This window comes from Corynebacterium massiliense DSM 45435 (assembly GCF_028609805.1).
Taxonomy (GTDB): Bacteria; Actinomycetota; Actinomycetes; order Mycobacteriales; family Mycobacteriaceae; genus Corynebacterium; species Corynebacterium massiliense.
Genome location: NZ_CP063189.1, coordinates 1,398,341 through 1,422,662, shown reverse-complemented (window position 1 = coordinate 1,422,662; position 24,322 = coordinate 1,398,341). Strand labels below are relative to the sequence as shown.

Below are 24,322 nucleotides of genomic sequence, written 5' to 3'. Positions count from 1 at the left end.
GTATCGCGCAATCACACACGACCACCACAACAGAGCTCAAAACCACTTTCACAACGACAATTCGAACCACCTTCGTCAGAGGAGATACTCACACATGATTGGTTTCGCTGCTCTTTCCGGGGCATCCTGCGCAGGCATTTTTGGCTACCTCAAACAGTTCCAAACCAAGCACGTTCGCCGTCTCAACCACCTTGACTACCACGTCCACGTCAACGGGATTCGTGGCAAGTCCACCGTCACCCGCATGATCGGCGGCGTGATGCGCGAGGCCGGCGTGCGCAGCATCGCTAAGACCACGGGCACCTACGCCTGCGTGATCGATCCGGACGGTGGGGAGCACCCCATCCGCCGCACCGGCCCGGCCAACATCGCCGAGCAGTACAAGTTCATCCGCGAGTGGGTCCACGGTGAGGTCAACGGCATGGTCGCCGAGTGCATGGCCGTCAACCCGCGGTACCAGAAGATTTGCCAGGACACGATCCTGCGCTCGCCGATCTCGGTGATCACCAACGTGCGCCTCGACCACCAGGAGTTGCTGGGCGACACCCTGGAGGAAATCACCGAGTCGCTGTGCAACACCGTTCCGGAAAACGGTGTGCTCATCACCGGTGAGCGGGAACCGCGACTGGTAGAGATCATGCGCGAGCACGCCGCCGCCCGCGGCAGCCGCCTGGTGGTGGCCTACCCGTCCGAGCTGTCCGAGTCGCTGGTGGACAAGTTCCCGTACCAGCAGTTTGAGGAAAACGTCGCCGTCGCCCTCGCAGTGGCAGAAGAGCTGGGCATCGACCCGGATACCGCAGCGCGGGGCATGGTGAAGGCCGCCCCGGATCCGGGCACCACGTCCATCGAGACGGTGCCGACCGACCTGGTCGAGGAGATGAAGTGGGTCCCGATGTTCGCCGTCAATGACTGGCAGTCGACGGTCCAGGTCTTCGAGTCTGTGCGCGAAAAGCTGCCGGAGGACTACTCCCAGGTGGTCATTTTGAACAACCGCTCGGACCGCACCGACCGCGCGCAGATGTTCATCCAGCTCATCAACGAGGAGCTGCACGACCGCATCGACCGCTGCGTGCTCTTCGGGCAGCTGCAGGAGGTTGTCCAGCAGCAGCTCACCGAAGGCGGCTTCCCGTCGGACAAGATCGTGACCACCGCTGAGCTGAGCAACCCGACCGGCGAGAACCTCCTAGAGGAGGTCGTCGGTGGCATTGAGGGCCGCGTCGCGGCGTACGGCATGGTCAACATCCACACCGATCACGCCACCGATCTGCGCAACCACCTGGCGGAGCTGGAGGAGGAGAACCTCGCCGGCGTTGGTGCTGCGTCCGAGTCCGGGACGTCAGAGGCGGCTACGGCCCAGGCAGTTCCGGCCCAGGCAGCGCCGGCTAAGGCTCGCGCGGGGGTGGCATAGACAATGGCGATTATTCCCCACGAATACCCCGTCGTCGTCGACGCGATTCACGCGACGTTTCTGTGCGGCCTGCTGGTGAGCTACATCTACTACAAGCGCACGAACGTCTCGGTGGGCGGATCCCTCGCCGTGGGCTACCTGGCCGCGGCTCTGATTTCCCCGCTGACCGTTCTGTTTACCATCGTGGCGGCCTTCGCCGCGTATCTCATCATCAAATACGTGGTGCTGAAGATCTGGCTGCCGCGTCCGCGGCAAATCTTTGGCATCGGGTTGCTCGTCGGCATCGTGCTCGGCGCCATTTGGCTCGTCATCAACTCGCTGCTTTTCGATGATGACTCGGTCTACTCCAACCTGTCCATTGTCGGCGTCATCATCCCCGGCATGCTGTGCAATTCGCTCATTAAGCAGGGGATTAAGCGCACGGTCGTGCCGATGGTGTGGATGATTCCGGTAGCCACCGTTATGGGCATTGCGATCGCGTTTTTGATGAAGGTCATCCCAGGCGCGTCGCTATCGGAGTACCTGTTCGAGCCGGGCGGGGTAAGCACCGGTGTGCTGTTCACGTTCAGCGCGGTGTCGGTTCTGGCCGCCGTGGTTATCCAGGAGGGACCGTGGGCCCAGCACAACCTGCGCACCGGCGGTTACGTGACCGTGGGCATGCTGCTGGCGGCCCTGACGCATTGGCCGTACGTCCTGATGATCCTCGGCGTGGCCGTCGCGCTGTGGCTGTTGGGCACCGCGATGAGCAAGAGCGTCGCCCTGCACGGCAAGGACCGATTCCTCGTCCTCATCTTGTCGTCTGCAGTGCTCACCACGCTGGTCGAGTTCGCCATCGTCGCGGTCGCCGGCACCCGCCTGGACGGCGTGCAGAACCTAGTGATGATTGTCCTGCCGGCGATCATCGCCAACGACCTCATCCAGTACGGGCCGAAGCGCACCGGCATCGGCATGGGCATCTCCGCGGTTGCTACCGCGCTTATCGGCAGTGCGCTGACGGCGTTGATGTAGAACCGCGCGCCGCGGTAGCGGCGTGCGTGCACCGCGGTGCCAAAAGCGGGGTTGAGCGGTGAGAGCGGCGAGTGGCCGCGTTACTCCAGCCCGTGAATCCCGCCGGGCAGATCGATGAGCTCGCAGCCGTGCGCGGCGGCAAACTCTTCGAACTCAGAAATGAAGTTCGCGCTCCGCACACCCGCCGCGCAGGCAATGACGGCACGGTCGGCACCGGCGAGGGCTTCCTCCACGTCCCCGAGTGAGCCGATGGAGCTCAGCGGTAGCCGCCGCGGGTTGAGCTCCGCCGGGAAATCGGCGAGGAAGTGTTCGTGGGATTCGCGGATGTCCACCAGAACGGCCTCGCCATCGCGCACGAGCTGCAGGGGCCCGTGGTCTGCCGCGTCGTCGGAACTGGCCCCAGCCCCGGACCCGGCCCCAGCCCCGGGCGCGGCGCAGCTTTCCCCGTAATAGCCCTCCAACTGGGTGACCGGCGTGCGCTCCGGATCGGCAGATGCCTGCACCGTCCGCATGGTCGCGGGAAAAGCGTCGTAGCTGGTGATGCGTCCAGGCTGGCTGTCCCGGCCGGTGATATGCCCGATGGCCAGGGTGGACATGAGCCCGCCGATGACCGACGTGGTCACTCCTAAGACCCCGGCGGTGGCGCAGTCCGGGACGCTGTCGGCGCCCGGCTGCTGCGGGAATACGTCGCGCAAGCCAACGCCGCGTGACGCCGCCCCTGAGTGCCACAGCGCGACGTCGCCGTGGAAGCGCAGGACCGTGCCCCAGACCAGGGGAGTGCCGGTGATTTCCGCGGCATCGGCTACCAAGTACTTCGTGGCAAAGGTATCCGAGCCGTCGAGGACCAGATCGCACTTTCCCACGTAGTCCACCGCGTTATCCGTGGTGAGACGGTCACGCACGGGGTAGATGGTCAGATCCGGCTGCAGGGCCCGGGCACGCTCCGCGGCGACGTCTACCTTGGGGCGGCCGACGTCGTCGGCGCCGAAGAGGATCTGGCGGTGGATGTTGGTGAGATCCACCGTGTCGTCGTCGATGAGGGTAATTTCCCCGACACCCGCGGCAGCGAGCTGCTGCAAGATCGGGCACCCGAGACCACCGGCGCCCACGATGAGCACGTGCGCGTGAAACAGCGCCTCCTGGTCGGAAAGGGAAAAGCCCGGCAGGTTGAGGTGGCGGGCGGTGCGGGCACGCTCGCGCTCGGGAAGGGACGAAGACGACATTGGTTGAGGGTGCCTCCTGTGCACTCGTGGCTGGTTAAAGGACTTGGTCGGACCAAGTTGCGAGGCCGTCAAAGGACGACGAGGCCTGGGCGTGCTCACGCTTGGGGATGCGCCCGGCGTGTGCCGCGAGATGCCCCGCGTTGACCGCCTGTTTCATGGCGTGGGCCATGGCGACCGGATCCTGGCAGCGGTTGATCGCGCTGGCGAGCAGAACGCCGTCGCAGCCCAGCTCCATGGCCAGAGCGGCATCGGAGGCGGTGCCCACCCCGGCATCGACAAGAATGGGCACGTCCGCCCGCGAACAAATGAGCTCAATATTGTGCGGATTGAGCACACCCAAGCCGGTGCCGATGGGCGAGGCCAGCGGCATGACGGCACTCGCGCCGGCGTCCTCCAGGTGCTTCGCAGCCACCGGATCGTCGCTGGTGTAGGCGAGCACCACGAAGCCTTCCGCCACGAGCTGTTCGGTGGCGTCTAGGGTTTCCACGACATCGGGAAGCAGGGTGCGGTCATCGGCGATGACTTCCACCTTCACCCAATTCGTGTCCAGCGCCTCGCGGGCAAGTTTCGCGGTGATGACGGCATCCCGCGCGGTCCGGCACCCGGCCGTGTTCGGCAGCGGGGCAATATTCAGCCGGCGCAACAGGTCAAAGACGCTCTCACCGCGCTGCGTAGCAGTGGGCGAGTGGCGCCGCATGGCCACCGTGGTCAGCTCCGTGCCGGAGGCCACCAGAGCCTTTTCCAACATCTCCTGCGAGGTTGCCCCGCCCGTGCCCATGATGAGACGGGAGGAAAATTCCTTCTCTGCGATGCGCACTTTCTTTGTTCTCCTTACCCGCCTTGGACCGCGGTGAGGATGTCGATGGTGGCACCCGGTGATAGCTCGGTTGTCTCCCAGCGCGAGCGTGGGATGACCTCGCCGTCTACGGCCACCGCGCAGCCGTCGCCGGCATCTAACTCCTCGACGAGCTGGGCCACGCTGCCGGCCGACGTAGTGATTTCTTCTCCATTCACAGTCAAAGTCATGCGGGTTTCCTCCTATGCCGAAGTGGCGTGCATGCGGACAAGTCTATGTCGGGCTCCCGGCCTTCCGTCAGGTCAGCGCCCGCCTGCGCCGCGAGCCCGGCCAGCAGGATCCCGTGGCGGAAATACCCGGTGGAGACCACCACGTGGTCGCCCACGCGCCCGAGGTACGGAAGGTCGTCCGGAGAGCCGGGGCGCGCGCCCACCGAGGTCTCGACAAAGTCGCACTCCTCGACGGCGGGGCAGACCAGGCTGGCATCGCGAAGCAGCTGCAGCACGTCGCCTGCCTGCGGGGTGTGCCTGCCGTCTTCGCGCGTGGTCGCGCCAATGGTGAGCGTGCGGTCGCGCCGGGGGATGAGGTAGATCGGGCGGTCCTCAACGAACCCGCGCACCACCCGGTTGAGCAGCGGGTACTGGTGGTCGGGCACGCGCAGCTGGATGACCTCGCCGAGCACGGGACGCAGGTCCAGCGGGTTGTCGTCGCCGTCGAACCACCCGTCGATGTCACCGGCGCCCAAGCCCGCAGCGAGCACCACCTGGTCGGCTGCGTAGCTGCCGGATTCCGTGCGGATAGTGCCGGTAGCGCCGTCGATGTGGGCCACCTTCTCGCGGCGGATGCTGCCGCCTGCCGTGTCGATGGCCCGGAGAAGCGCCGCGAGGAAGAGCCGCGGCTGGATCTGGTGGTCGCCCGAGATGCTGACCGCGCCGCTAAGACCTGGGGCAAGGGCCGGTTCCAGCTTCCGCGCTGCTCGCGGGGTGAGTCGCTCGACGTCGAGGCCCGCCCGGGTCTGATAGTCCCGCAGCTCGGAAAGGTGCGTGGTATCGGCCCGATCGTGGGCGATCACCAGCGTGCCGTCGGTGCGGTACCCGGTGGGCAGATCGGTGTAGCGGCTGACCAGATCGACTAGCTGGGGATACAGCTCGCCAGCTTTATGCATGAGTGGAATGAGCAGGTCCTGTTGGTAGACCACCTCGGCCGCGGGGGCGAGCATGCCGCCGGCGTGGTAGCTCGCCGCGTCGGGGGAGGCGGGCTGCGGGTCGAAAACGGTGACCTCGTGCCCGCGGTCGAGCAGGACTAGCGCGGTGGACAGGCCAATGATCCCGCCACCGGCAACGGCGATGTGCATGAGCTACTCCTTATCGTGGCTGGCCGCTTTGTGGCCGCGGGCAAACTCGGAGACCACTCGGCGGCAGTAGGCGGCGGGGTCGGCGGCGTGCATGATGCCGCGCACGATGGCCAGCCCGGCCACGCCGGTCTCCGCGAGCGCGGCGGCGTCGGCGGCGGTGACATCCCCAATGGCCACGAGCGGGACCTCGGAGAGCGCCACGAGCTCGGGGTAGCCGGACAGCCCGAGAAGCGGTCGTCCCGATTTTTTCGTGGGCGTGGCGCGGAAAGGCCCGCACCCGATGTAGTCGATGACGTCGGCGAGCTCGTTTGCCCTTTCCACGAGCTGGCGGGTGCCGGTGGTCAGCCCAATGATGGCGTCTGGCCCCATAAGCTCGCGCACCACGCGGACGTCGAGGTCATCCTGCCCGACGTGCACGCCCGCCACCCCGTGGTCGCGGAGGGCAAGGGCGACGTCGACGCGGTCATCGATAAGCACCTGCGTCGCCGGGTTTTCGCGGTGGACCGCCTGAGCGACATCCTTGCCCAGGTCATAGAGATCCCGGGCCGAAATCGGTTTCGAGCGCACCTGCACCATGCCGGCACCCCCGGCGGCCGCGCGGGCGGCGGTGGCCACGATGGCGGCGTGAGAATCCTGCGGCGACGATGAATCGGCAGGTCGGCCTGTGACGAAGTAGCAGCGGAGATCCATCGGTCTTTTCTCCCTTATCCCTTCTTTAGCCATGCCAGGGCGGCGACAATGATGCCGATAGTGCCGCGGTCGAGCGTGGGTTGTAGCTGCGGGCCGAATTCGGAGGAGTGGTTGCTGGGGCCGTGCGCACCGGCGGCAAACCCGCTCCAGCCCCAGAAACAGTAGGGCGCGCCGAAGGCGTAGGGGAGGATGGCGAAGTCCTCGCTGATCCCCATCGGCTTCAGCTCACTGACTTCACTGTCGCCGAAGTAATCCTTAAGGGCGGAGTGGACGGTCGCGGTAGCGTCGTCATCGTTAATGATGGGCGGTACGGAATCGAGAAGCTCGAACTCGGGGTCCTTTACCGCCCCGCCAGCGGCGCATTCGGCGCGCACAATACGCTTCATCTTCTCCACGATCCGGGTGGTGGCCTCGTCAGAGACGGCGCGGGTGTTAATTCCCAGCTCCACGGAGTCCGGGATGCTGTTGGTGGATTGGCCGCCGTGCACCGTTCCCACCGTAACCACCGTCGGCTCGTGCGGATTCGACTCGCGGGCAACGATGGTCTGCAGGCGGGTAATGACGGACGCGGCAATGACCACCGGATCGATGGCCGTCTCGGGCGACGATCCGTGCCCGCCACGGCCGTGAATGGTGACCTTCCAATTCGACGCGGCGGTGGTCATCCGCCCCGCGATGGTCCCGAACCCCAGCGGCGGATCGATGGGCAGGACGTGCTGCCCCAGCACCACATCCGGGGTGGGCAGCGCGTCCGCCAGCCCGTCGGCCACCATCGCGGCCGCGCCGCCGCCAGCTTCCTCACCCGGTTGGAAAAGGGCGATGAACGTGCCGGACCACTCGTCCCGGTTATCTGCGAAGGAACGGGCCGCGCCGAGCAGGGCCGCCATGTGCATGTCGTGGCCGCACATGTGGCCCCGCCCCGCGGCCGGGTCGGCCGCGTAGTCCAGCCCGGTGTTTTCCGCGATGGGCAGCGCGTCCATATCGGCACGCACCATGACCGTAGGGCCGGGGCCGTTTTCTAAGACGCCCACCTTCCCGGTCTCGGCGAAGGTGGAACACTCGAACCCCATCTCTACCAAGAGCGCCTCCACGCGCGCCGAGGTCGCTTTCTCCTGCATCGACAACTCGGGGTGCTGGTGGAGCCAGACGTAGAGCTCCTCCCGCTCGGCTTGCGTGTTGTGCACAGCGTCTACGAGTGGTCTCACGTCGGTCATGGAAATTCGAGTCCTTTACGGAAAAAGCGGGCAATCTAGCTGCGATCGCGCAGGTACAGCTGGGAGCCGCCGGCACGGAAGTGCTCCGCCATGGACTGCTCGCCAGCGACGTTCGCGCGGCGATCGCGTTCTTGTTGCACCTTATCTTCCCGCGCCGGGAAGCTGGGCAACCCCAGGTCCGCGATGGCGTTGGCCGTGTCTTGTGCGAGCGCGGTATCGAGCTGGCCGCCGAACTCGTCACGGATGTCCTGGCTGATCCGCATGGAGCAGAACTTCGGCCCGCACATCGAGCAGAAGTGGGCCGTTTTTGCCGGCTCCGCGGGCAGGGTCTCGTCGTGGTACGACTGCGCGGTGTCCGGGTCGAGGGACAGCGCGAACTGATCGTGCCAGCGGAACTCGAAGCGCGCTTTACTCATCGCGTCGTCCCACGCCTGCGCGCCCGGATGTCCCTTGGCCACGTCCGCGGCGTGGGCGGCGAGCTTGTAGGTGATAACGCCCGTTTTCACGTCGTCGCGGTTGGGAAGCCCCAGGTGTTCCTTCGGGGTGACGTAGCAGAGCATGGCGGTGCCGCCCATGGCGATCTGCGCGGCGCCGATGGCGGAGGTGATGTGGTCATAGCCCGGCGCGATGTCAGTAACCAGGGGCCCGAGGGTGTAGAAGGGCGCGTCGGAGGCCCAGTCTTGCTCGAGGTCGTTGTTGACCTGGATTTTGTCCATGGCCACGTGGCCGGGGCCTTCGACCATGACCTGCACGTCGTATTCCCAGGCCCGGCGGGTGAGCTCACCGATGGTTTTCAGCTCGGCGAACTGAGCGGTGTCGTTGGCATCGGCCAGCGAGCCGGGGCGCAGGCCATCGCCGAGTGAAAAGGCGACATCGTAACGCGCAAAAATCTCGCAGAGCTCGTCGAAATTTTCGTAGAGGAAGGATTCCTTGTGGTGGGCCAGGCACCAGCCCGCCATGATGGAGCCGCCGCGACTGACGATGCCGGTGACACGCTGCGTGGTCATCGGGATATACGGCAGCAGAACCCCGGCGTGGATGGTCATGTAGTCCACGCCCTGCTCGCACTGCTCGATGACGGTATCGCGGAAAATTTCCCAGGTGAGCTTCTCCGCCTCGCCGTTGACCTTCTCCAGTGCCTGGTAGATGGGCACCGTGCCGATGGGCACCGGCGAGTTACGCAAGATCCACTCCCGGGTGGTGTGGATGTCATCACCGGTCGATAGGTCCATCACGGTGTCCGCGCCCCACCGGGTGGCCCAGCGCAGCTTGGACACCTCCTCTTCAATGGAGGAGGTCACCGCGGAGTTGCCGATGTTGGCATTGATCTTGGTCAGAAACTTCCGGCCGATGATCATCGGCTCAGACTCCGGGTGGTTGACGTTGTTCGGGATAATCGCGCGGCCGCGGGCGACCTCGCTGCGGACGAACTCTGGGTCGCAGTGCTCGCGCAGGGCGACGAATTCCATCTCGCGGGTGATGATGCCGCGCTTGGCGTAGTGCATCTGGGTAACGCGGCGACCTTCCCGGGAGCGCAGAGGGGCGCGCTTTTCGCCCTGCCATTCCTGGGAGGCCGCGCCGCGGCGCTGGGCGGAGCGGCCATCATCGGCCAGGTCGCGCTCGCGGCCGGTGTACTCTTCGACATCGTCACGCTCGGTGATCCACTGCGCACGCAGCGGTTTCAGGCCCACCTTCGGGTCGCACTCCGGCCCGCGCGTGCGGTAGACGCAGAACGGCTCGTTGGGGCCGCTGGGCGAATCGTCCAGCTGGATTTCGGTCTCCGGGACCTCCAAGCCGTCGTGCCGGATAGGGGAGTAGGAGTGCTTGGGGTGGATTTCGGAGTGGTCACTGTGGGCAGCCGTCATGGCTTCCAACCTCTCTTCCTTCGCTGGTTCTAACCAGACAGGTTCGGCGGTCCCGGCGTGCAAGCGCCGATCTCAGCTCGCGGTTAACGAGCACCCGCGGGGTGTTGTGGGTACGGTCACCCACTATAGGGCGGGGCCGGGGTGGCCGAAGCGGAACGGAAAAATCGGTGGAAAGATTTGGTTGGCCACGCAATGTGTGGCACGATTTTGAAGTTGATTGTGTAGACGGATACGAACCGGCCTGTGGGCTAGGGTCCTCTATCCCAAACTGAAAAGGACATCTTTCATGACCAACATCATTGACAAGATCGACGCAGAGCAGCGTCGCGACGACATCCCGGCATTCCGTCCGGGCGACACCCTCGACGTTGACGTCAAGGTCATCGAGGGCAACACCGAGCGTGCCCAGACCTTCCGCGGCGTGTGCATCCGCCGCCAGGGCTCCGGCATCCGCGAGACCTTCACCGTGCGCAAGGTCTCCTTCGGCATCGGCGTTGAGCGTACCTTCCCGGTTCACTCCCCGAACCTGGCGTCCATCAAGGTGCTCCGCCGCGGCAAGGTTCGCCGCGCCAAGCTGTACTACCTGCGCAACCTGCGCGGCAAGAAGGCCCGCATCAAGGAGCGCATGTAACACGCGCGCCGTAGCGCTGGTGGCGTGAGCCGCCAGCAGCAGAGCGCTACTTACGGCCCCCGGGAGATAACCTCCCGCGGGGCCGTTTTGCGTAGTCGAAGCTGCCTCGCCGGATTTCCTGGACAGCGCCACTGTTTTGCCAGGAATACCCAAGCGCGCCGTGTGCTGGGGTGTGAGCGGCCGGTTGCTACGATCGCTTCCCGTGACTACCCAAGATGACAAGACCCCGGCCGGGCCGGTAGCGGAGCCCGCCACAGAGGCCAAGAAGTCCACGGGGCTTCCCTGGATAGTGGAAACGCTCCTGATCGTCCTCGCCGTGCTGTTTGTCGTGGGGCTATTCCAGCAATTCGTGGGGCGCCAGTACGTCATCCCTTCCGGCTCGATGGAGCCGACTCTGCATGGGTGCGAAGGCTGCTCCAACGATCGGATCTTCACCGAGAAAGTGAGCTACTACGGCTCCGACCCGCAGCCCGGTGACGTCGTCGTCTTCGAGGGCACGGACTCGTGGAACGAAATGTGGGACTCGCCGCGCTCTGACAACCCGGCTATCTCCACAATCCAGGACGGCCTCAGCTTCCTGTCGCTCGCTCGCCCGAATGAGAACGACCTGGTCAAGCGTGTCATTGCTACCGGTGGCCAGACCGTGTCCTGCCAGGCTGGGGATCCGAGCATCATGGTCGACGGAAAGCCCACCGACCAGTCCTTCGTCATGGACCCGCCCACCTACCCGGTGGATGAACATACGGGGTCGGAGGCGTGCGGCGGCCCGTACTTCGGCCCGATCACGGTGCCGGAGGGCCGCTACTTCATGATGGGCGATAACCGCACCAACTCCGCCGATTCGCGCTTCCACATGGACGACGGCTCGTACGGCACCATCCCGCGCGAAAACATCCGCGGCAAGGTCCAGTTTGTGTTCTTCCCGTTCAACCACATCGGCGGTGTCGATGACCCGGATATCCAGGGCTGACCGCAGTCGCTGGCTGCTCGAACTGGTCGCCGTCGCCGCGGCGGCCTTCGTGCTTCTCGCCCTGGTGCAGCACTTCGTGGGCAGGATGTACGTGGTCCCGTCCGCGTCCATGGAGCCGACGCTGCACGGCTGCCCGGGGTGTACCAACGACCGCATCGCGGTGGAGAAGTTGAGCTACTACGGTTCCGACCCGCAGCCAGGCGATGTGGTCGTCTTTGCTGGGGAAGCGTCGTGGAACGCTGACTTTTCGGTACAGCGTTCGCGCAACACTCTCGTGAGGGGTGCGCAAAACATCGCGGCCTGGGCGGGACTGCGCGCCAATGACGAAAACACCTTTGTTAAACGCGTCATCGCCACCGGCGGCCAGACCGTGGAGTGCCAGCCTGGCGATGCCGGCATCGTCGTCGACGGCACGGTGCTTACCGAGCCCTATGTCGAGACCGGCGGCGGCGCTGCGGGCGGGGCACCTCCTGTGAACCCGCAGACCGGATCGCAGGCCTGCGGCGGCGAGTACTTCGGGCCGGTCACCGTCCCGGAGGGTCGCCTGTGGCTGATGGGGGACAACCGGACCAATTCCATGGATTCCCGCGCCCACATCGGCGATGAGATGCAAGGCACCATCGGTGTCGACCACGTGCGCGGCAAGGTGATCGGGGTGCTCGCCCCGCTCAGCCGCTTCGGTGGAGTAGACAGCGTCGATCCGACCGAGCTGGCCGCTCCCGCCGCTTTGCATTCCGCAGGCTCGCCAAAGGCGGGGGTATAGGTGGCGCGCGTGCGCAGGCTCAAACAGTCCCGCACCTACGAGGTCGCCCTTTCCCGGGCGGGGCTAGGGCCGGTAGCGGGGATCGATGAGGCCGGCCGCGGGGCGTGTTGCGGGCCCATTACGATCGCGGCGTGCATCCTGCCCGATCGCACCATCGCGGGGCTGGCCACCCTCACTGACTCGAAGAAACTCACCCCGGCGGCCCGGGCACGCCTCGAGCCGGTGATCAAGAAGCATGCGGTCGCCTGGTCGGTGGTCCACATTGGGGCCGCGGACATCGACAAGCGCGGTATCCAGTGGGCCAACGTGACCGGGATGCGGCGGGCGGCGGCTCTGCTGGAGCCCGGCCCGCGCTACATCCTGACTGATGCTTTGCCGGTGCCGGGGATGGCGGTGCCGTGCTTGCCGATGATTGGCGGTGACGCCGCCGCGCGTTGCATCGCCGGCGCGAGTGTCTTGGCCAAGGTCGCCCGCGATCGCTTGATGGATGACCTTGACGCGCGCTACCCGGGCTACGGCTTGGCCGCGCACAAAGGTTACGGCACCGCCGTGCACACCCGAGCAATTAAAGAACTCGGCGCCTGCGCGCAGCACCGGATGAGCTACGCCAACGTGGCGGCCGCGCATGCGCAGTGGCAGCGTGGTGCCTGAGATCTTCGGCGGGCACGCCCCGCGTGCCTCACCTGATGTTGAACCGACGATTATTACACTGACGACCAGCCCACACGCACTGCGTATACCGAGGGATACCGTCCGGCGAGACAAGCGAGGAGTAACTGTTGAGCGCTGAAGAACTCGATAACTACGAGGCCGAAGTTGAGCTGTCGCTATACCGCGAGTACCGCGACGTGGTCAGCCAGTTTTCCTACGTGGTGGAAACCGAACGGCGCTTCTACCTCGCCAACGCCGTAGAGCTCATCCCGCACACCAGCGGCCCGGACGTGTACTACGAGGTACGCATGTCGGATGCGTGGGTGTGGGACATGTACCGCTCCGCCCGCTTCGTGCGCTACGTGCGGGTGATTACGTTCAAGGACGTCAACATCGAGGAGCTGGACAAGCCGGACCTCATCATGCCGGAGCCGAATTCCGACCGTTAAGTTCACCCGGCCCTATACACCGTGTGGTGTAGCGGGTGCAAGACCTAGGGCCGGCCGGCTGTGGATAACCCCGCGGAAAGACGAGTTATCCACAGATTCGGCACTCGATAAAACTCACAATCTGTGTCTCCCTTGTGGCACGCACCCCACCTGCGTTGAAGTTGCCAGTACAGCGCGCATCGCCTCCGTACACGCAGTTCGGAGCGGTAGCGCAGAAGAAGTAGGCAACGCACAATTCGGGGACTCGGGGAGACAGACATCGTGCTGACACGGAATGCACAGAGAAAAGAGCTAGGTAATAGGGGAGAGCGCCTTGCCGCGGCGTATTTCCGGCAACGCGGCGCACAGGTGATAGCGAGCAACGTTCGCTACGCCGTCGGGGAAATCGACCTCATCGTCCGGGAGCCGGATGGGCTCATCGTCATCGTGGAGGTCAAGACGCGCCGCGGCGCCGGTTTCGGGGTCGCGGAGGCGGTCACCCCGCGCAAGTTGGCCCGCATGCGCAAAGCGGCCCGCCAGTGGATGGATGGGAAACCCCTGGCCACGGTGCGTTTCGATGTCGTCGCTATTACCGTGGACCCCGCAAGCGGTGCGGCCCAGTCCGTGGAGCATTTCCAGGGGGTCGAAGATGGGGCTCGGTAGCTGCCGCACGATAGCTCTCGACGGCGTCATTGCCCGCGAGGTGACCATCGAAGCGAACGTGGGCCCAGGCCTTCCAGGCATCCACGTCGTGGGCCTGGCCGATACGGCGATTACGGAATCGCGGGCACGCATCCGTACCGCCGTCAACAACACGCGGCTGCCGTGGCCGCGCACCAAGGTCGTGGTGTCTTTGACCCCGGCCTCCATGCCGAAGTCGGGCGCGCACTTCGATCTCCCAATGGCCCTGGCCATCCTCACCGCCAATATGGCCGGGTGGCAGGGAGACGTGGCCGCCCAGGGGTGGCCCGCGGAGCGGGACTCGGAACCGCAGCCGGACCTGGCGGATTCGGCGGCGCCGCGCGAACGGTTGGATACGGCGCTCGTGCTGGGGGAGCTGGGCCTTGATGGCAGCGTGCGACCGGTGTCCGGCATCGTCCCGGCGATGCTGGCGGCGAAGGAGAAGGGCTACGACACCCTCGTTATCCCGCCCGCGAACGCGGCAGAGGCGCTATTGGTTCCGGGGTTGGACGTGCTGGTGGCCGCAACGCTTGTCGATGCCTTTGCTTGGGTCACCGGCTACCGCAGGCTGCCCACGGCTGCCGAGGCGGCGCGTTATACACCCGCCACCGCAGAGAGGGGAAGCCAGAGCACGGGAATGCAGGAGGATGTCGACTTCGCTGACATCGCAGGACAGCGGGAGGCGAAGACGGCCGCCGAGGTCGCCGCGGCGGGCGGGCATCACCTGTTTCTTACCGGCCCGCCGGGCTCCGGCAAGTCCATGATCGCCGCCCGCATGCCGGGCATTCTGCCGCCACTGACAGCCAAAGAGACGATGGAGGCGACCGCCATCCATTCGATCGTCGGCGCTCCTGGCCACGTCGTGGACGCGCCGCCTTTCATCGCCCCGCATGCCTCCCTCACCCGCGCCGCCCTCCTCGGCGGCGGGCCAGGCATCCCGCGGCCGGGCGCGGTGAGCCTCGCGCACACGGGGGTGCTCTTCCTAGACGAGGTCTCGGAGATCCCCGCAGCCGTCCTGGATGGACTGCGCACCCCGCTGGAGGAGAGGCGCGTGCGCATCGTGCGGGCGCGCCGGGAGGTGGAATTTCCAGCCCGTTTCCAGCTGGTGCTTGCAGCCAACCCGTGCCGGTGCGCGGCCGAAGACCCGACTAAGTGCACGTGCACCGCGCATCACCGCCGGGAATACCTGCGCAACCTCTCCGGCCCGCTGCGCGATCGCCTCGACATGGTGGTGCGGCTCAGCCAGCAGTCGGCAGTCATTTCCGCAGACGGCGAGGAATCAACCGCGGACATTCGCCAGCGAGTGTGCGCAGCCCGCGAGCGCGCGGCGCACCGCTGGCAGGCGGATGGTCTAACCGCGCGGCACAATGCCGCGGTGTCCTCGTCGTATCTACGCCGGCACCGACCGGCCGATGACGCCGCCATGGCCATGCTCAGCGCGTACCTAGCGGCGGGCGATATGAGCCAGCGCGGCATCGACCGGTGTCTCAAGCTCGCGTGGACTCTGTACGACCTCGACGGCGAAGCGGCCGCGAGCACGCCCGGCGCGAGCGCACCGCGGCCCAACATCGATCACGTAGCGCGCGCAATGCATTTGCGCGGCGACCAGGTGATGGCGGGGGAGTAAAGATAATGAGTGACTTCAGTACCGCGAGCCCTGTGCACGCCTGGGTGTACCTCAACCGTGTCCTCGACGGCCCGTCTCATGCGCTAGCGGGCCTCCTCACTGCCTTCGAGCCGGAGCGCATTGCCCACGGCGTGTTTCACCGCGAGGAGTGGATCGGTGCGCTTTTAGGGGAAACGGCAAGCCGTTACGACTGGTGCCGGCAGAGCGAGGACTTGGAGTGCGCGCGCCAGGTGGGCGCGCGGCTTATCACTCCCGCCGACGACGAATGGCCGCAAGAACGCTTTGCCGCGGCCTTCGGCTTCTTCCACAACGGCGCGGTTGATGCCCCCGCGACCTTCGCCGCTGACGCCCTGCCACCCCATGCGCTGTGGGTGCGTGGCGAGTCTCTCGCCGGTGCAGTGGACCAGTCCGTTTCCGTCGTAGGCACGCGCGCGATAACGCGATACGGGTACCAGGCCACGGACATGCTGGTGGGCGGGCTCGCGGCACACCAGTGGTCCATCATTTCTGGCGGGGCGCTGGGCGTGGATAGTGCGGCGCACTCCAGCGCGCTGTCTGGCGGGGTGCCTACCGTCGCGGTCATGGCGTGTGGCATCGACGTCGACTATCCGGCACGCAACCGCGAACTGTTTCACCGCATCGCCGAGCGCGGGTGTGTGGTCAGCGAATTCGCGCCGGGCACGACCCCGCAGCGCCACCGCTTCCTCACCCGCAACCGGATCGTGGCGGCGATGTCGTTGGGCACCGTTGTCGTGGAGGCCGCGTTTCGGTCAGGCGCGCTCAACACCGCGAATTGGGCGGAAGCGTTGGGCAAGGTCGTCATGGCTGTGCCTGGGCCCATCACGTCGGCCGGCTCGCTGGGCTGCCACCAGCGTATCCAGGACAACCGCGCGCAATTGGTGGTGAGCGCCGACGATGTGCGGGCGCTGGTGGGCCCAGCGGGGAACGCCGACCCAAGCGGTCAGTACGAGCTGGAGTTCGCCCCCAGCGTGACGCAGGCGCTGCCGCGCAATGAGTTGAAGGTGTACGGATCGTTGCCCGCGGCGGAAACGGAGGACTCACTGACCGCGGAGGACATAGCCCGAGAAGCCGGGCTGCGGGTGGCGCTGACGGTGCATATTCTCGTCGCCCTGGAAAAGAAGGGTTTGGTCATGCGCACCGGTATCCGGTGGAAGCGAGTTCCACAGGAGTAAACTCCTGTCACATGACGAAAGGACTGGAACCGGCCCCAGACTCAGACCGGACTCCGGCCTCGGCAGGAGCGCCGGACGCTGGCGGGCAGCTGATGGAGGCGATCGCTGACTTTGGTGACTATCAGCGCTACAACCTCGGGCGCTCCGCCGCGACGGTAAAGTCCTACTGCACGGACCTGAAGAACTTGGCCCAGAGCGTTCCTGACTTTCCGTCCTTTACCCTCAACGCACTGCGCGCTTGGTTGGGCCAGGCGGTCACCGAAGGGAAATCGCGCGCCACCATCGCGCGCCGGACCGCAGCGGCCCGCGCCTTTTCGTCCTGGGCGCAACGGGAGGGCTACCTTTCCACCGACGTCGCCGCGCGCCTAGCCAGCCCGAAGGTCAACCGCTCTCTGCCTACCGTGGTCGATGCTGCCGGGGCGGGAGAAATGCTCGACAAGGGCGCCAACGTCGATGTTCCCGTCGCCATCCGCGACAACGCCATTCTGGAAGTGCTCTATGGAACGGGGATGCGCGTCGCGGAGCTCGTGGGCCTCAACCTGGCCGACGTCGATTTGGGGCGTTCTACCGTCACCGTCTTGGGCAAAGGAAATAAGCAGCGCGTGATCCCGCTGGGCGCGGCTGCGCGTGCCGCGGTCACGCGCTGGCTCGATGAGGCCCGTCCGGGGATGTCCAAGGACGATACGGAAGCTGTCTTCGTGGGAACTCGGGGCAAGCGGATCGATCCGCGGCAAGTGCGCCGGATTGTCGACCACGCCGGCCAGGAAGCCGGAACCGATCACATCTCCCCGCACAGCCTCCGGCACAGCGCGGCTACGCATCTGTTGGAGGGCGGGGCCGACCTGCGTGTGGTGCAGGAAGTGCTGGGGCATTCCTCGCTCCAAACCACGCAGATCTACACCCACGTGTCGGCCGACCGGCTAAAAAGGATCTACCAGCAGGCCCACCCGCGGGCTTAACGCCCGCCTGTCTACAGCGGCTTGAGGCGAATGACAGGTTCGCCGAGCAGGCTCAACGGATCGATGTACGAATCCTTCGCGGTACGCGCACCCCAGTTCAGCCCGGGGTAGCCGTCGACACTGTGGCCGAGCGTGCCGATGAACTGCCCCTCGCGGACCCGGTCGCCCTGCTGCACGGCGGCGTGAACCGGTTCGTACGTCGTGCGAATCCCGTCGGCGTGGTCAATGGACACAACGGGTTTTCCGGCCACCATTCCGGCAAAGGCTACGGTTCCGTCATCAGCGGCGAGCACGTCGTCGCCCACCTCCAGGGCAAGGTCTACGCCGCGGTGCCCGGGGCCGTATTTGTGCGCCGGAGGCTCGTACGGCCGCAAGACCCGACCGGGCGCGACGTGTCCCGTCGTGGGGTCGACGTATGCGGCGGCGACAGCCGGTGACGCGGCCACGAGAAGCGCAACGACTACCCCGAGGCAGCGTGACAGCGTCTGGTCGGGAAGTGGGTGGCGCGGATAGTGATAGGGCGGGAAACGAAAGTCGGACGGGGTGTCGGAAGTAGTTGGACGCGGATAAATGGCATCGAGAATTGCAGTCATGCTGGAATCATCACCTGCCGTGCGCACATACCGCACGCGGTGGCGCGCCGGGCTGTGGATAAGTGGCGATACAGGCGGCATCGCCAAGCACATGCCATGAATCTGTGGATGGTTTCCGGGCTGTGGCGTGCGTTGGTAGTGCAGACGTGCTATAGCCCGCGTGATTGTGCACGGCGCGGAGTTTTGTCAATTACGCAGGGCGGCGATAGGGTAGAGCGCAGCAGTGTGTCTTTTTCGATCACGCTGACTACGCGCGACGAAGTCGTCGTTTCCTGCCCGGCCGGGTATTTCTCGCTGGGTTCAAAGGTTAGCGACAGTTGTGAACGACGTGGTCCCCGCGGAAAGCCGGGGTGTTGTTCAGAACCTTCGTAGCTAGGGCGTGGGATAAAAACCCGCGCATGCATCTGAAAACCGAAAGACTTTGACAGAAAGCGAGCGAATCATGGCAGTTGTTACCATGCGCGAGCTCCTCGACGCTGGTGTGCACTTCGGTCACCAGACCCGTCGCTGGAACCCGAAGATGCGTCGTTTCATCTTCACCGACCGCAACGGCATCTACATTGTCGACCTGCAGCAGACCCTGACCTACATTGACGAGGCTTACGAGTTCGTCAAGGAGACCGTCGCCCACGGCGGCACCGTCCTGTTCGTCGGCACCAAGAAGCAGGCCCAGGAGGCCGTGCAGGAAGAGGCCGAGCGCGTCGGTATGCCGTACGTCAACCACCGTTGGCTCGGTGGCATGCTCACCAACTTCCAGACCGTGTCCAAGCGCCTGAAGCGCATGAAGGAACTCCAGGACATGGACGCCCGTGAGGACGGCTACAAGGGCCGTACCAAGAAGGAAGTCCTGATGCTCAACCGTGAGCGCGCCAAGCTCGAGCGCGTCCTGGGCGGCATCTCCGACATGACCAAGACCCCGTCGGCGCTGTGGATCGTGGACACCAACAAGGAGCACATCGCTATCAGCGAGGCTGCCAAGCTCCGCATCCCGGTTGTTGCCATCCTGGACACCAACTGCGATCCGGACGAGGTCGACTTCCCGATCCCGGGCAACGACGACGCCATCCGCTCCACCAAGTTGCTGACCAAGATCGTCGCCACCGCTGTGGAAGACGGCAAGAAGGCGCGCGAGGAGCGCGAGCTGGCCGCCGCTAAGGAAGCAGCGGGCGATTCCGCTGACAAGGAAGCTCGCGACGCCGCCGAGGCAGCCGCCGCTTCCGACCCGGCTTCCGCCGAGGGCGCAGCTCCGACCCAGGCTGAGCAGTCCCCGGAGGCTGCCCTGAACGTCGAGAGCGACCAGCAGAAGCCGGCCGAGCAGCAGCCGGCCGACAACCAGGAGTAAACCTCCGGTTGCCCCAGGAGAACTAGTTCTCCCCTGAAGAACGTGCCCCACCGCCCCAGTAGGGTTGGTGGGGCACGTCATGTTTTAAGCTGTAGACTAAAGCGCGGCCGGACATGCCCCATACAGCGAGGTATGTCATGGTCGGTTACGCTGAACCTGCGAAAAGTTGTTCCTAATAGAGGAGGACCGCCCACACCATGGCGAATTACACTGCTGCAGATGTCAAGTCCCTGCGTGAGCAGACCGGCTCCGGCATGCTTGACTGCAAGAAGGCCCTGGAGGAAAACGACGGCGATTACGACAAGGCCGTCGAGTACCTGCGCATCAAGGGCGCCAAGTCCGTCTCCAAGCGTGCCGACCGCGAAGCTAGCGAGGGCCTCATCTCGATCACCGGTAACACCATGATCGAGCTCAACTGCGAGACCGACTTCGTGGCTAAGAACGACGACTTCAAGAAGTTCGCCGCTCGCATCTCCGAGGCCGCAGCTGAGGCTAAGGCCAACTCCGCTGAGGAGCTCAACGCCGTAGAGATCGACGGCAAGCCGGTTTCCACCCTGGTTGACGAGGAGTCCGCCAAGATCGGTGAGAAGCTGCAGGCTCGCCGCGCCGTCACCGTTGACGCCGACAACACCGCGCACTACCTGCACCAGCGTTCCGCTGACCTGCCGCCGGCAGTCGGCGTCATCGTCTCTTACGAGGGCGACGCCGAGGGCGCACACGCTGTGGCGCTGCAGATCGCCGCGATGAAGGCTCAGTACCTCACCCGCGAGGACGTTCCGTCCGAGGTTGTGGACAAGGAGCGCGAGATCGCTGAGGCCACCACCCGCGAGGAGGGCAAGCCGGAAAAGGCTATCCCGAAGATCGTCGAGGGCCGCCTCAACGGCTTCTTCAAGCAGGTCGTCCTGCTCGAGCAGGCTGCCCTGTCGGACAGCAAGAAGACCGTCAAGCAGGTCGTTGAAGAAGCTGGCACCACCATCACCGGCTTCGAGCGCTTCGAGGTTGGCGCGTAGCTCGCCTTCCGTGCCGTGCTCGCTCGCTTTAGCGGGCGGGTAACGCGGCGCTACTCTCACATACCCCACCCAGTTTGGGCTTGCCTCCAATTTCGAGGAAGGCCTGCTGCGGTGGGGTTTTCTCTATATTCTGTGTGAATTGCCGCATTGCCCGCGGCGGTGTGAGTGCGCGGCAGCGTGGTGGGTACTATGAACCACGTTGATACCGCCGTACTCACGAAGGAGAGAGTTGAGCCATGTCTAGCTCGGACGGACTTGAACCAACCGAACGCACCGACCGCAAGGGCTACAAGCGGGTCATGCTCAAGCTGGGCGGGGAGATGTTCGGCGGCGGCAAAGTGGGTATTGACCCGGACGTGGTAGAAAACGTGGCCAAGCAGATCGCTGCCGTGGCACGCGCCGGCACCGAAATCGCCGTCGTCATTGGCGGCGGCAACTTCTTCCGCGGCGCGCAGTTGTCCCAGCGGGGCATGGACCGTGCCCGCTCGGATTACATGGGCATGCTCGGCACGGTGATGAATTCGCTCGCGCTGCAGGACTTTCTGCTGCAAGAGGGGGTCGAGTGCCGCGTGCAGACGGCCATCAATATGGCCCAGATCGCGGAGCCGTACCTGCCCTTGCGCGCGGACCGTCACCTGGAGAAGGGTCGTGTGGTCATCTTCGGCGCCGGCATGGGCATGCCGTATTTCTCCACGGATACGACCGCCGCCCAGCGCGCCCTCGAAATCGGCGCGGAGGTGCTGTTCTTGGCCAAGGGAGTCGACGGCGTCTACACGGCCGACCCGCGCGAGGACGACAGCGCCGAGCTGTACCACGAGATCACGCCGCGCGAGGTTATTGAGAAAAACCTCAAGGTCGCCGACGCCACCGCATTCAGCCTGTGCATGGACAACAACATGCCCATTTTGGTCTTCAACTTGCTGCAGGAAGGCAACATCGCCCGAGCCGTCAGCGGCGAGCGCATCGGCACACTCGTGCAGTCCTAATCCATACCGCGAAACTGCTACATTAGCCAGACAGAAAAGACTTTCTCAGAGGGGATTTACTCGATGATTGATGAGATTCAGCTAGACGCCGAAGAGCGCATGTCCAACTCCGTGGATCACACCCGCGACGAGCTGCAGACCATCCGCACCGGCCGCGCCAACCCGTCCATGTTCAACGGCCTGGTGGCAGAGTACTACGGTGCGCCGACCCCGATCACCCAGATGGCGTCCATCTCGGTTCCGGAGCCGCGCATGCTGATGGTCAAGCCCTACGAGCAGTCCATGATCGGCGAGATTGAGACCGCCATCCGCAACTCGGACCTGGGCGTTAACCCCACCAACGATGGCACCGTCATCCGCGTGACCGTCCCGCAGCTCACCGAGGAGCGCCGCAAGGAGATGGTGAAGTTCGCCCGCGCCAAGGGCGAGGACGGCAAGATTGCTATCCGCAACGTCCGCCGCAAGGCCATGGAGCAGCTGAAGAAGCTGCAAAAGGCCGGCGATGCCGGCGAGGACGAGGTTGTCTCCGCCGAAAAGGACATGGAGAAGATCACCGCTAACTACATCGAGCAGATCGACGAGCTGATGGAGAACAAGGAAAACGAGCTCATGGAGGTCTAACCTCCCTCGGCTGTTCTCCCCAATTTCCCTTCCGCCCTTTCCCTACGCCCCAGCTAGGGGTACATGCCTAGACAATTCTTCTTCCCCCACGCAGCGCAAGGAGGAAAAGCCGCGGTGACTGAATCCTCGCCACAGCATGGTGCTCCGGACGGTACCCCGGCGACTGGGGATGCCCGAGCGAACGTGGGCGCTCCGGAGAAGGGGCGGGCGGATAAGGCCCGCACCCGAAGCACGCGGCTGCCGCGCCCGAAAAACAACGCCGGGCGAGACCTCCCCACCGCCATCGCGGTTGGGGTGGGGCTCGGCGTTCTCGTCGTCGGCGCCGTCTGGGCTGGCCCACTCGCGTGGTACTTGGTGGTGGCTGGTGCCATCGGCGTGGCCATGTGGGAGGTGCTCACCCGGCTCAAGGAGCGGGGCTACTTCCTCCAGCGAAAGCACCTGTTGTGCTTGGGCCAGGCGATGATCTGGAGCTCCTGGTTCGCCGGGGCAGGAGGCCTCGTCGCCGTCTATGTCGTGGCGGTCTTGTCACTCATGTTCGGCCGGCTCTTTCAAAACGGCCGGCACCGCCCGCCGGAGAATTACCTGCGCGACATGGCGGTGGGCATTTTTGTGCTGACGTGGGTGCCGCTGTTCGCCACCTTCGCCGCAATGCTGGCCAACACCCCGTCGCCGTTCGCGTCGGGGGAGCGGTCCATCATCACCTTCATGCTGTGTGTGGTCGCCTCAGATACCGGCGGGTACATCGCGGGCGTTATGTTCGGATCCCACCCGATGGCGCCGGCGGTCAGCCCGAAAAAGTCGTGGGAAGGTTTCATCGGTTCTCTGGTGCTGAGCACCCTCGTGGGCGCGCTGACGTTCTGGTTAGTGCTGCACCACCTGCCGTGGATCGGCGCCATCATGGGACTGTTCTTGGCGGTCTGTGCAACGCTGGGTGACTTGGTCGAATCGCAGTTCAAGCGCGAATTGGGTATCAAGGACATGTCAGCGCTTCTGCCCGGCCACGGCGGCTTGATGGACCGACTGGACGGCATGTTGCCGGCCGCGATGGTGACGTGGGTTGCCGTCTCCGTGCTCACGGCCACCTCCGTGTAGAGTTTCGCTGCTGCCCGCTTTCCCCACACGTTCACCAGACTTGCTCAGTTTGGTTTCAACCCTCGTCGTCGTGCGAGAATGAGGTGTGTTATGCCCCAACCAGTAAAGCTTGACTTTTCCGCCCCGCGCCGCGGGCTGCCCCCGAAGCACTTTGCCGACTTGAGCAACGACGAGCGCATCGCCAAGCTCGAAGAGCTCGGCCTGCCCAAGTTCCGTGCCAAGCAGCTCGCGCAGCACTACTACGTCCACTACACCGCAGACGTGGAGGAGATGACCGATCTCCCCGCCTCCAAACGCGAAGCCGTGGGGGAGGCGCTCTTTCCAAAGCTGATGAACCCCATCCGGTTTACCTCCACCGACGATGGGGAGACCTCCAAGTCCCTGTGGCGGCTGCACGACGGCACGCTGCTGGAATCGGTGCTTATGCGCTACCCCGGCCGCGCCACCCTCTGTATTTCCTCGCAGGCCGGCTGCGGCATGAACTGCCCGTTCTGCGCCACCGGACAGGGCGGTTTGGACCGCAACCTGTCCACCGCCGAGATCGTCGAGCAGGTGCGTAACGCCGCAAAGCAGATGGCTGAAGAAGGCGGCCGGCTGTCCAACGTGGTGTTCATGGGCATGGGGGAGCCGCTGGCCAACTACAAGCGCGTGGTGCAGGCGGTGCGGCAGATCACCGCGCCCGCCCCGGAAGGCTTCGGCCTATCCATGCGCAACGTGACCGTCTCCACCGTGGGCGTGGCTCCGGCCATCCGGCGGCTGGCCGACGAGGACCTGTCCTGCACCCTTGCGGTGTCGCTGCACACGCCTGACGATGAGCTGCGAGACACCCTCGTGCCCATCAACAACCGGTGGTCTGTCGACGAGGTCCTTGACGCCGCGAAGTACTACGTTGAAAAGACTTCCCGCCGTGTCTCTATCGAGTACGCGCTTATCGGCGACAAGAACGATCAGGACTTTCGCGCCGATCTGCTGGGGCGGAAGCTGCACCAAGCCCTTGGCTCCAAGGTCCACGTCAACGTCATCCCGCTGAACCCTACCCCGGGTTCGGAATGGGACGCCGCCCCGAAGGCTCGGCAGAACGAGTTCGTCCGCCGCGTGCAGGCGCAGGGCGTTCCCTGCACGGTGCGTGACACGAAGGGGCAGGAAATCGCCGCCGCGTGTGGCCAGCTCGCCGCCGACGAGCGGGAGAGCGAGGCAAGCTAGCGAAAAGGCCCTCT

25 protein-coding genes and 1 riboswitch are annotated in these 24,322 nt (G+C 65.1%); of the genes, 17 read left to right on the top strand and 8 right to left on the bottom strand.

Annotated features, from left to right (window positions below):
- The first annotated feature begins 94 nt into the window (after positions 1-94).
- Entirely contained in the window at positions 95-1,408 is a 1,314-nt protein-coding gene (pgsB, locus tag CMASS_RS06725) for a poly-gamma-glutamate synthase PgsB (protein WP_022862248.1), read from the top strand.
- A 3-nt stretch (positions 1,409-1,411) separates the two neighbouring features.
- Entirely contained in the window at positions 1,412-2,416 is a 1,005-nt protein-coding gene (locus CMASS_RS06720; RefSeq protein WP_022862247.1) for a poly-gamma-glutamate biosynthesis protein PgsC/CapC, read from the top strand.
- Positions 2,417-2,496: 80 nt separating this feature from the next.
- Here the strand turns inward: CMASS_RS06720 and CMASS_RS06715 are convergent, their stop codons facing one another.
- The 7 genes from CMASS_RS06715 to thiC all read right to left on the bottom strand — a co-directional run bounded on the left by CMASS_RS06715 (position 2,497) and on the right by thiC (position 9,558).
- Positions 2,497-3,639 (bottom strand): ThiF family adenylyltransferase, encoded by a 1,143-nt coding sequence (locus CMASS_RS06715; RefSeq protein ID WP_022862246.1) that lies wholly within the window; start codon positions 3,637-3,639, stop codon positions 2,497-2,499.
- Between the two features lie 34 nt (positions 3,640-3,673).
- Entirely contained in the window at positions 3,674-4,456 is a 783-nt protein-coding gene (locus tag CMASS_RS06710; RefSeq protein WP_022862245.1) for a thiazole synthase, read from the bottom strand.
- A gap of 14 nt (positions 4,457-4,470) precedes the next feature.
- Positions 4,471-4,665 (bottom strand): sulfur carrier protein ThiS, encoded by a 195-nt coding sequence (thiS, locus tag CMASS_RS06705; RefSeq protein ID WP_022862244.1) that lies wholly within the window; start codon positions 4,663-4,665, stop codon positions 4,471-4,473.
- Positions 4,662-5,789: a glycine oxidase ThiO gene (gene thiO / locus CMASS_RS06700; protein ID WP_022862243.1), complete on the bottom strand. Its 1,128-nt coding sequence runs from the start codon at positions 5,787-5,789 to the stop codon at positions 4,662-4,664. The genes thiS and thiO overlap by 4 nt, the downstream gene beginning before the upstream one ends.
- A gap of 3 nt (positions 5,790-5,792) precedes the next feature.
- Positions 5,793-6,479 carry a thiamine phosphate synthase gene (locus tag CMASS_RS06695; protein WP_022862242.1) on the bottom strand — a complete coding sequence of 229 codons (687 nt, stop codon included), beginning with the start codon at positions 6,477-6,479 and terminating at the stop codon, positions 5,793-5,795.
- A 14-nt stretch (positions 6,480-6,493) separates the two neighbouring features.
- Complete coding sequence (locus CMASS_RS06690; protein WP_022862241.1) at positions 6,494-7,693, bottom strand: amidohydrolase; 1,200 nt, start codon at positions 7,691-7,693, stop codon at positions 6,494-6,496.
- Positions 7,694-7,728: 35 nt separating this feature from the next.
- Positions 7,729-9,558, bottom strand: coding sequence for a phosphomethylpyrimidine synthase ThiC (gene thiC, locus CMASS_RS06685; protein ID WP_022862240.1), 1,830 nt, complete (start codon positions 9,556-9,558; stop codon positions 7,729-7,731).
- Positions 9,555-9,666: riboswitch (TPP riboswitch) on the bottom strand. (Overlaps the previous gene by 4 nt.)
- A 178-nt stretch (positions 9,667-9,844) precedes the next feature.
- Between thiC and rplS the strand changes: the two genes are divergently transcribed.
- The 9 genes from rplS (at position 9,845) to CMASS_RS06640 (ending at position 17,461) form a co-directional block, all read left to right on the top strand.
- Positions 9,845-10,189, top strand: coding sequence for a 50S ribosomal protein L19 (gene rplS / locus CMASS_RS06680; RefSeq protein ID WP_022862239.1), 345 nt, complete (start codon positions 9,845-9,847; stop codon positions 10,187-10,189).
- Between the two features lie 202 nt (positions 10,190-10,391).
- Entirely contained in the window at positions 10,392-11,159 is a 768-nt protein-coding gene (gene lepB / locus CMASS_RS06675) for a signal peptidase I (RefSeq protein WP_022862238.1), read from the top strand.
- Complete coding sequence (lepB, locus tag CMASS_RS06670) at positions 11,137-11,922, top strand: signal peptidase I (protein ID WP_022862237.1); 786 nt, start codon at positions 11,137-11,139, stop codon at positions 11,920-11,922. Before lepB (CMASS_RS06675) ends, lepB (CMASS_RS06670) begins: the two co-directional genes overlap by 23 nt.
- Positions 11,923-12,573 carry a ribonuclease HII gene (locus CMASS_RS06665; protein WP_022862236.1) on the top strand — a complete coding sequence of 217 codons (651 nt, stop codon included), beginning with the start codon at positions 11,923-11,925 and terminating at the stop codon, positions 12,571-12,573. It abuts the gene before it with no gap.
- 128 nt (positions 12,574-12,701) lie between these two features.
- Positions 12,702-13,022, top strand: coding sequence for a DUF2469 domain-containing protein (locus CMASS_RS06660; protein ID WP_022862235.1), 321 nt, complete (start codon positions 12,702-12,704; stop codon positions 13,020-13,022).
- Between the two features lie 261 nt (positions 13,023-13,283).
- On the top strand, positions 13,284-13,664 hold the full coding sequence (locus tag CMASS_RS06655; RefSeq protein ID WP_022862234.1) for a YraN family protein: 381 nt from the start codon (positions 13,284-13,286) through the stop codon (positions 13,662-13,664).
- On the top strand, positions 13,651-15,309 hold the full coding sequence (locus CMASS_RS06650; protein WP_022862233.1) for a YifB family Mg chelatase-like AAA ATPase: 1,659 nt from the start codon (positions 13,651-13,653) through the stop codon (positions 15,307-15,309). The genes CMASS_RS06655 and CMASS_RS06650 overlap by 14 nt, the downstream gene beginning before the upstream one ends.
- Positions 15,310-15,314: 5 nt before the next feature.
- On the top strand, positions 15,315-16,502 hold the full coding sequence (gene dprA / locus CMASS_RS06645; protein ID WP_027018494.1) for a DNA-processing protein DprA: 1,188 nt from the start codon (positions 15,315-15,317) through the stop codon (positions 16,500-16,502).
- Between the two features lie 92 nt (positions 16,503-16,594).
- Positions 16,595-17,461, top strand: a complete 867-nt coding sequence (locus CMASS_RS06640; RefSeq protein ID WP_240482743.1) for a tyrosine recombinase XerC — start codon at positions 16,595-16,597, stop codon at positions 17,459-17,461.
- Between the two features lie 11 nt (positions 17,462-17,472).
- Here CMASS_RS06640 and CMASS_RS06635 read toward each other — a convergent pair whose 3' ends face one another.
- Positions 17,473-18,054: a M23 family metallopeptidase gene (locus tag CMASS_RS06635; RefSeq protein ID WP_022862230.1), complete on the bottom strand. Its 582-nt coding sequence runs from the start codon at positions 18,052-18,054 to the stop codon at positions 17,473-17,475.
- Positions 18,055-18,496: 442 nt separating this feature from the next.
- Here CMASS_RS06635 and rpsB point away from each other — a divergent pair, with 442 nt between their 5' ends.
- The 6 genes from rpsB (at position 18,497) to rlmN (ending at position 24,308) form a co-directional block, all read left to right on the top strand.
- Positions 18,497-19,396, top strand: a complete 900-nt coding sequence (gene rpsB, locus CMASS_RS06630) for a 30S ribosomal protein S2 (RefSeq protein WP_022862229.1) — start codon at positions 18,497-18,499, stop codon at positions 19,394-19,396.
- Positions 19,397-19,593: 197 nt separating this feature from the next.
- Positions 19,594-20,406 (top strand): translation elongation factor Ts, encoded by an 813-nt coding sequence (tsf, locus tag CMASS_RS06625; protein ID WP_022862228.1) that lies wholly within the window; start codon positions 19,594-19,596, stop codon positions 20,404-20,406.
- 236 nt (positions 20,407-20,642) lie between these two features.
- A complete protein-coding gene (gene pyrH / locus CMASS_RS06620) occupies positions 20,643-21,392 on the top strand; it encodes a UMP kinase (protein ID WP_022862227.1) in 750 nt (249 codons plus the stop codon).
- Positions 21,393-21,455: 63 nt separating this feature from the next.
- Positions 21,456-22,013 carry a ribosome recycling factor gene (gene frr, locus CMASS_RS06615; RefSeq protein WP_022862226.1) on the top strand — a complete coding sequence of 186 codons (558 nt, stop codon included), beginning with the start codon at positions 21,456-21,458 and terminating at the stop codon, positions 22,011-22,013.
- Between the two features lie 183 nt (positions 22,014-22,196).
- Entirely contained in the window at positions 22,197-23,105 is a 909-nt protein-coding gene (locus CMASS_RS06610) for a phosphatidate cytidylyltransferase (protein WP_022862225.1), read from the top strand.
- Positions 23,106-23,195: 90 nt separating this feature from the next.
- Positions 23,196-24,308 carry a dual-specificity RNA methyltransferase RlmN gene (rlmN, locus tag CMASS_RS06605; RefSeq protein WP_027018490.1) on the top strand — a complete coding sequence of 371 codons (1,113 nt, stop codon included), beginning with the start codon at positions 23,196-23,198 and terminating at the stop codon, positions 24,306-24,308.
- The last annotated feature ends 14 nt before the right edge of the window (positions 24,309-24,322 follow it).

What these genes read in the sequence shown, in the direction of transcription:
- pgsB (WP_022862248.1), top strand. Translation starts at nt 95, where the DNA reads ATGATTGGTTTCGCTGCTCTTTCCGGGGCATCCTGCGCAGGCATTTTT.
- CMASS_RS06720 (WP_022862247.1), top strand. Translation starts at nt 1,412, where the DNA reads ATGGCGATTATTCCCCACGAATACCCCGTCGTCGTCGACGCGATTCAC.
- CMASS_RS06715 (WP_022862246.1), bottom strand. Translation starts at nt 3,639, where the DNA reads ATGTCGTCTTCGTCCCTTCCCGAGCGCGAGCGTGCCCGCACCGCCCGC.
- thiS (WP_022862244.1), bottom strand. Translation starts at nt 4,665, where the DNA reads ATGACTTTGACTGTGAATGGAGAAGAAATCACTACGTCGGCCGGCAGC.
- thiO (WP_022862243.1), bottom strand. Translation starts at nt 5,789, where the DNA reads ATGCACATCGCCGTTGCCGGTGGCGGGATCATTGGCCTGTCCACCGCG.
- CMASS_RS06695 (WP_022862242.1), bottom strand. Translation starts at nt 6,479, where the DNA reads ATGGATCTCCGCTGCTACTTCGTCACAGGCCGACCTGCCGATTCATCG.
- CMASS_RS06690 (WP_022862241.1), bottom strand. Translation starts at nt 7,693, where the DNA reads ATGACCGACGTGAGACCACTCGTAGACGCTGTGCACAACACGCAAGCC.
- thiC (WP_022862240.1), bottom strand. Translation starts at nt 9,558, where the DNA reads ATGACGGCTGCCCACAGTGACCACTCCGAAATCCACCCCAAGCACTCC.
- rplS (WP_022862239.1), top strand. Translation starts at nt 9,845, where the DNA reads ATGACCAACATCATTGACAAGATCGACGCAGAGCAGCGTCGCGACGAC.
- lepB (WP_022862237.1), top strand. Translation starts at nt 11,137, where the DNA reads ATGACCCGGATATCCAGGGCTGACCGCAGTCGCTGGCTGCTCGAACTG.
- CMASS_RS06650 (WP_022862233.1), top strand. Translation starts at nt 13,651, where the DNA reads ATGGGGCTCGGTAGCTGCCGCACGATAGCTCTCGACGGCGTCATTGCC.
- dprA (WP_027018494.1), top strand. Translation starts at nt 15,315, where the DNA reads ATGAGTGACTTCAGTACCGCGAGCCCTGTGCACGCCTGGGTGTACCTC.
- CMASS_RS06640 (WP_240482743.1), top strand. Translation starts at nt 16,595, where the DNA reads ATGGAGGCGATCGCTGACTTTGGTGACTATCAGCGCTACAACCTCGGG.
- CMASS_RS06635 (WP_022862230.1), bottom strand. Translation starts at nt 18,054, where the DNA reads ATGACTGCAATTCTCGATGCCATTTATCCGCGTCCAACTACTTCCGAC.
- rpsB (WP_022862229.1), top strand. Translation starts at nt 18,497, where the DNA reads ATGGCAGTTGTTACCATGCGCGAGCTCCTCGACGCTGGTGTGCACTTC.
- tsf (WP_022862228.1), top strand. Translation starts at nt 19,594, where the DNA reads ATGGCGAATTACACTGCTGCAGATGTCAAGTCCCTGCGTGAGCAGACC.
- pyrH (WP_022862227.1), top strand. Translation starts at nt 20,643, where the DNA reads ATGTCTAGCTCGGACGGACTTGAACCAACCGAACGCACCGACCGCAAG.
- frr (WP_022862226.1), top strand. Translation starts at nt 21,456, where the DNA reads ATGATTGATGAGATTCAGCTAGACGCCGAAGAGCGCATGTCCAACTCC.
- rlmN (WP_027018490.1), top strand. Translation starts at nt 23,196, where the DNA reads ATGCCCCAACCAGTAAAGCTTGACTTTTCCGCCCCGCGCCGCGGGCTG.